Genomic DNA, 4990 nt, shown 5'->3' with positions numbered 1-4990 from the left:
AAGTCCAGCAGCCGCCCGAACGCCGTGAGCAGGCGGTCCGCCGTCACCGCGCCGAACAACGACGTGTCGTAGCGCACCGTCAACTCCAGCGCCGGGCGGTCCACGAACTCGAAGACGAGGTCGAACAGACTGTTCACCGGGCGAAGCTGCTCATGGATCACGGACAGACCGGGGAAGCCGTCCGCATCCAGTGCGTAGTCGTCCACGGTGACGAACACCTGCACCAGGGGAGGCACGCCTGTATGCCGTGGCACCCCGGCCGACTTCACGATCTCCTGGAACGGCGCCAGTTGGTGCTCGAAGCCGTTCAGTACGTTCTCCCGCACCGTCGCCAGCAGGTCCGCCACGGTGCCGGAGACGTCGACGTGATAGCGGAACGGCAGGGTGTTGGCGAAGAAGCCGACGAGGTGCTCGGTCCCGTGCACGGCCCGGCCGGCGACCGCCGCGCCGAGGACGACGTCCGACCTCTGCCCGAGCTTGGCCGTCAGCGCCGCCGTCACCGTGTGGAACAACATGAACGGTGTGACGCCCTGTTCGCGGGCGAAGCCCCGGATGCGCTCGGACGTCGCCCTGTCCCAGACCCGGCCGGCGTGCCCCGCCTCCCGTGACCGGTCGTCCGAGCGCTCCATGTCCGTCACCAGACCCAGATCGCCGTCGTAGCCGTCCAGATACTGTCGCCAGAACGCGAGCTCCGCCTCCGCGCGGGGCGAGGCGGTCAGGAACTCCCGCTGCCAGAGGGCGTAGTCGGCGTACTGGACGTCGAGCGCGGGCAGGTTCGCCGGCCGCGCCTCCTGGTGGGCGTGATAGGCCTGCTGGACCTCGTGCAGAGCCACGACGTTGGACCATCCGTCGGAGAGGATGTGGTGGACGCTCCATTCCAGGACGTGTTCCGTCGGCGAGAAGCGCCACAGCTGCGCCACCGCGAGCGGGCCCTTCTCCAGGTCGAACCGACGCCTGCGGTGATGCTCGCGGGCCAGGGCCAATAGCGCCCCGGGGTCGCCGAGCACGCTCTCGCCGACGGCGATGTCCTCGACCTCCAGCCGCAGCCGGGCTTCCGGCAGAGGGGTCTGGTAGGGCACGCCGTCACGGCTGCCGAAACGCACAGAGAGGATTTCGTGGCGCTCGGCCACGACGGCGACCGCCGCACGCAGCGCCTCGACGTCCAGAAGCCCGGACAGGTACAGCAGGCTGCCCGTCTCGTACGAGCGGTCGTCCGGGTCGTACTGGTGCAGGAACCACAGGCTTGACTGGCTGTGCGACAGCGGGAACTCCGCCATCCCGGCGGCCCGGTGGGGGATGCGCAGCTCGGCGTCGTCCGCGGCGGAACCGGCCCCCTCGGCGAGCAGCGCGTCGATGCGGGCGGCCAGATCGCGCGCCGTCGGCTGCTCGAACAGGATCCGCACCGGCAGGTCGAGCCCGAAGCGGTCCCGCAGCCGGGCCACCGCCTGCGTGGCCTGGAGAGAATGGCCGCCGAACTCGAAGAAGTTGGCCGACGAAGACAGCGTTCCGACCTTGAGGATGGGCTCCCACACCTCGAGTACCGCGGCCTCGGTGGCACTCGCGGCCGCTCCGGCACCAGCGTCCGCTCCGGCGCCGGCGGACACATCCCACCGGTGCAGCTCCCTGGTGTCCAGCTTGCCGTGAGTGGTGCGCGGCATGCGGTCGAGGCGTATGAGGAAGTCCGGCACCGCGAAGCGCGGCAGGACCTTGGCCAGGCCGGCGCGCACTTGCGGGGGCGTCACATCGAGCCGGGGGACAGGGCCGGAGACCGGCGCCGAAGGCGCACCGGTGTCCGTGTTCGTGGGCGCGACCTCAGGCACGTAGAACCCCACGAGCTGCTTGCCGCCGTCGCCGTTCTCACGCACGATGACGGCGCTTTCCGCCACCTCCGCCAAAGCGGCCAGCGCAGCGGTGATCTCGTCCAGTTCGACGCGCTGACCGCGGATCTTCAACTGGTTGTCGCTGCGGCCGAGGAACTCCAGGTTGCCGTCGGCGAGCCGACGGCCCCGGTCGCCGGTGCGGTACATCAGCGCGCCGGGTTCGCTGCTGAAAGGGTCGGGCACGAAGGACTCGGCACTGCGCTCCTTGTCGTTGAGGTAGCCCGCGCCGACACACACTCCGGCGGCGTACAGTTCCCCCGGCGTGCCGGGCGGTACCGGTGCGCGGTCGTCGTCCAGCACGTACACGGCGGAGTTCGCGATGGGCCGTCCGATGGGGACTGATGCCGTCCGCTCGTCGGCGTCACCACGCACCTCGTAGTGGGTGCAGTCGTCCGAGATCTCGGTCGCCCCCCACATGTTGAGTAACCGGACACCCGGCAGCAGGCGGCGAAAGGCGTTGGCGTGCTGCGGGGTCAGCGTCTCGGCCTGGGAGGCGACCCAGCGCAGCGCGAAGCGCGGGAAGGCGTCGACGCCATAGTGCTCCAGTTCCGCGCGCATGACGTTGAGCACGGAGGGAGTCACCTCCAGCACCGTGACCGCGTCCTCGGCCAGCGCCCGCAGCAGTCGCGGCGGGTCCTGGCCGATCTCGTCGGGGTAGATTACCGTCGTGGCGCCCACGGCGAGCGGCGCCAGCCACTGCCACACCGAGATGTCGAAGGTCGCGGCGGCGTCCTGCGACACCCGGTCACCGGGGCCCAGACTCAGCACGTCGATCTTGGCTTCGATGTGATTGAGCATGCCGTCGTGCCGGATCAGCGCACCTTTGGGCTCTCCGGTGGACCCCGAGGTGAACAACGCATAGGCGCTGTCCCGGCCTTGCGGCGCGGGACCGTCGTAGGACTCGTGCCGTTCCGCCTCGGCCAGCGCCGTGGTCAGGTCGGCGACCGGGACGCCGTCGGCGACGGCCGCCTCCGTGATCGGGTCGCGCCACACCCCGTCGCACAGGACGAAGTCGCAGCCGCTGCGGCGCAGCATGCTCCCCACGCGCTGCGTGGGGCCGGCCGGCAGGGGCAGGTAGACGGCGCCCACGCGCAGGACGGCGAGCACGGTCACCAGATGGCCGAGCCCACGCTCGGAGCCGAGGCCGACGACACTGCCCCGGCGCACTCCCCGGTGGTGGAGCCAACCGGCCATCGAGCCGACCCGCGCGGCCAGCTCCCCGTAGCTGAGGGTGCCGGCCCCGCAGACCGCGGCGGCGCTGTCGTGGTGCTCGGCCACCGCACGGTCGAACCGCTCGAACCATCCGGCGGCGGTGGCCGACCGGCGCGGCCCACGGCCGTCGTCGATCAGGGCGTGGGTGCGCTCCTCGCCGAGCAGCGCGGGCTGCCGCGGAACGGCTCGCGCATCGGCTGCCAGGGACGTCAGCGCATTGCGGTACAGCTCCCCGACCGTGCGGAGCTGCTCCTCGGTGACCCGCTCCAGGTTGGCCTCGATGTCCAGGGACAGCAGCCGGGTGAAGGGGTCCTTGTTGAACTCGACGCGCAGGGTGAGGTTGGTGCGGTTGTAGCCCTTGGCGTCGAGGATCTCGATGCCGGTGGCGGCCAGCGACTCGTAGGTGTGGAAGTGGGTGTAGTTGAAGAGGATGTCGGTCAGTTCAGGCACCCCGGCCAGGCGCTGCAGCTCGGCGTACGGGAACCTGCGGTGGGCCAGCAGTTCGTTCTCCTTCGCCCAGGCAGCGTCGATCAGCTCGTCCCAGGACCTGTCCCGCGTGGCCAGCCGGTACGGCACGACGTTGAGATGGGTGCCGAGCACCTCGGAGCCGTCCTGCTCCTCGACACGGCCGTTGGACTCGACGCCGATCAGGACCTCGTCACGAGCGTTGAGAGCGGCCTGCACGCGCGCGTGCGCGGCGAGCAGCACGTGCTTGAGCGTCACGCCCCGCGCGCCGGCCACCGCGTCCAGGTCGCCGGAGAGCTCCGGGACGATGTCGACGCTGAGGAAGCCGATCCGCCCCCGGTGCACGTCGGGGTCACCGGCGGCGAGACGCGGCAGCAGCATCGGCTCCACGCCGGCGAGTTCCCGCGCCCAGAACTGCCGGATGTCCTCGTCGCGTACGGCGGCCTGTTCGAGCGCGACGAAATCGGCGAAGCGTCGGCTGAGCCGCCGGGCGGCGGGACGTACGGGGTCGGTGCGCAACGCCCAGTAGTCGGTGAGGATCTCGGTGAGCAGCGAGGACTCGCTCCACCCGTCGAGCAGCGCGTCGTGGAACCCGAACCACAGCGCCCACTCCCGCTCGCCAAGGAGGTGGGCTGTGAAGCGCATGAGCGGAGGGTTCGACCAGTCATAGGGCTGGGTCGCCTCCCGGTCGAGCCATGCCTCCAGCTCTGCGTCCTGCCGCTCGGGAGTCAGGCCGCGCAGATCCTTGACGGTCACGGAGGCCGACACGGAGGTGTGCACCAGCTGCAGCGGTTCGGAGAAGCCGGAGAAGTGGAACGAGGAGCGCAGGATGTCGTGCCGCCGAACTGCGCGGTCGATGGCGCGTTCCAGCGCCAGCCGGTCGAATTCGGTGCGCAGCCGAAACAGGAAGACGTCGCAGTACATGTTGCGGTCCGCGCCGTACGCGCTGTGGAACAGCACACCACCCTGCAGCGCGGCGAGCGGATAGGCGTCCTCGACGCCGTCCGCCGGGAGCAGGGCACGGTCGGCGGGGCCGATGAGGCTGAACGGAGCGGCGGCGGGGACGGCCGGCGCCGAACGGCCGGAGCCGGCGGCAGCGGCGAGCGCCCGCGGGGTCTGCAGGGCGTAGACATCGGCCAGTTCGAGCGCCAGGCCACGCGCCTGCGCGGCCGCGCAGAGGTTGAGGGCGAGGATGGAGTCGCCGCCGACGGCGAAGAACGAGTCGTCGGGGGTGAGGCCGCGCACGTCCAGGACGTCTTCGAAGAGGTCCCGGACGGCCCCTGCGTCGGGCTGGACGCCGACCGCGCTGTCCGGTTCCGTCTGGCCGCCTAGGGGCTCCTGGGTGTGTTCCGGTGGGCGCAGGGTGTTGGCGGCTGTGGGGAGGGGGAGGGCGTCGGTGTCGGTCTTGCCGTTGTGGTTGACGGGGATGGCGC

1 protein-coding gene is annotated in these 4990 nt (G+C 71.0%); it reads right to left on the bottom strand.

What is annotated here, in order from left to right; translation table 11 throughout:
- Positions 1-4990 (bottom strand): amino acid adenylation domain-containing protein (locus tag ACIRF9_RS52365; protein ID WP_403837711.1); only part of this gene is annotated, 4990 nt, incomplete at both ends.

Source organism: Streptomyces sp. NPDC096132 (assembly GCF_044763345.1).
Lineage (GTDB): Bacteria > Actinomycetota > Actinomycetes > Streptomycetales > Streptomycetaceae > Streptomyces.
The sequence above is the reverse complement of the archived record's forward strand: the minus strand, read 5'-3'. Positions and strand labels throughout refer to the sequence as shown.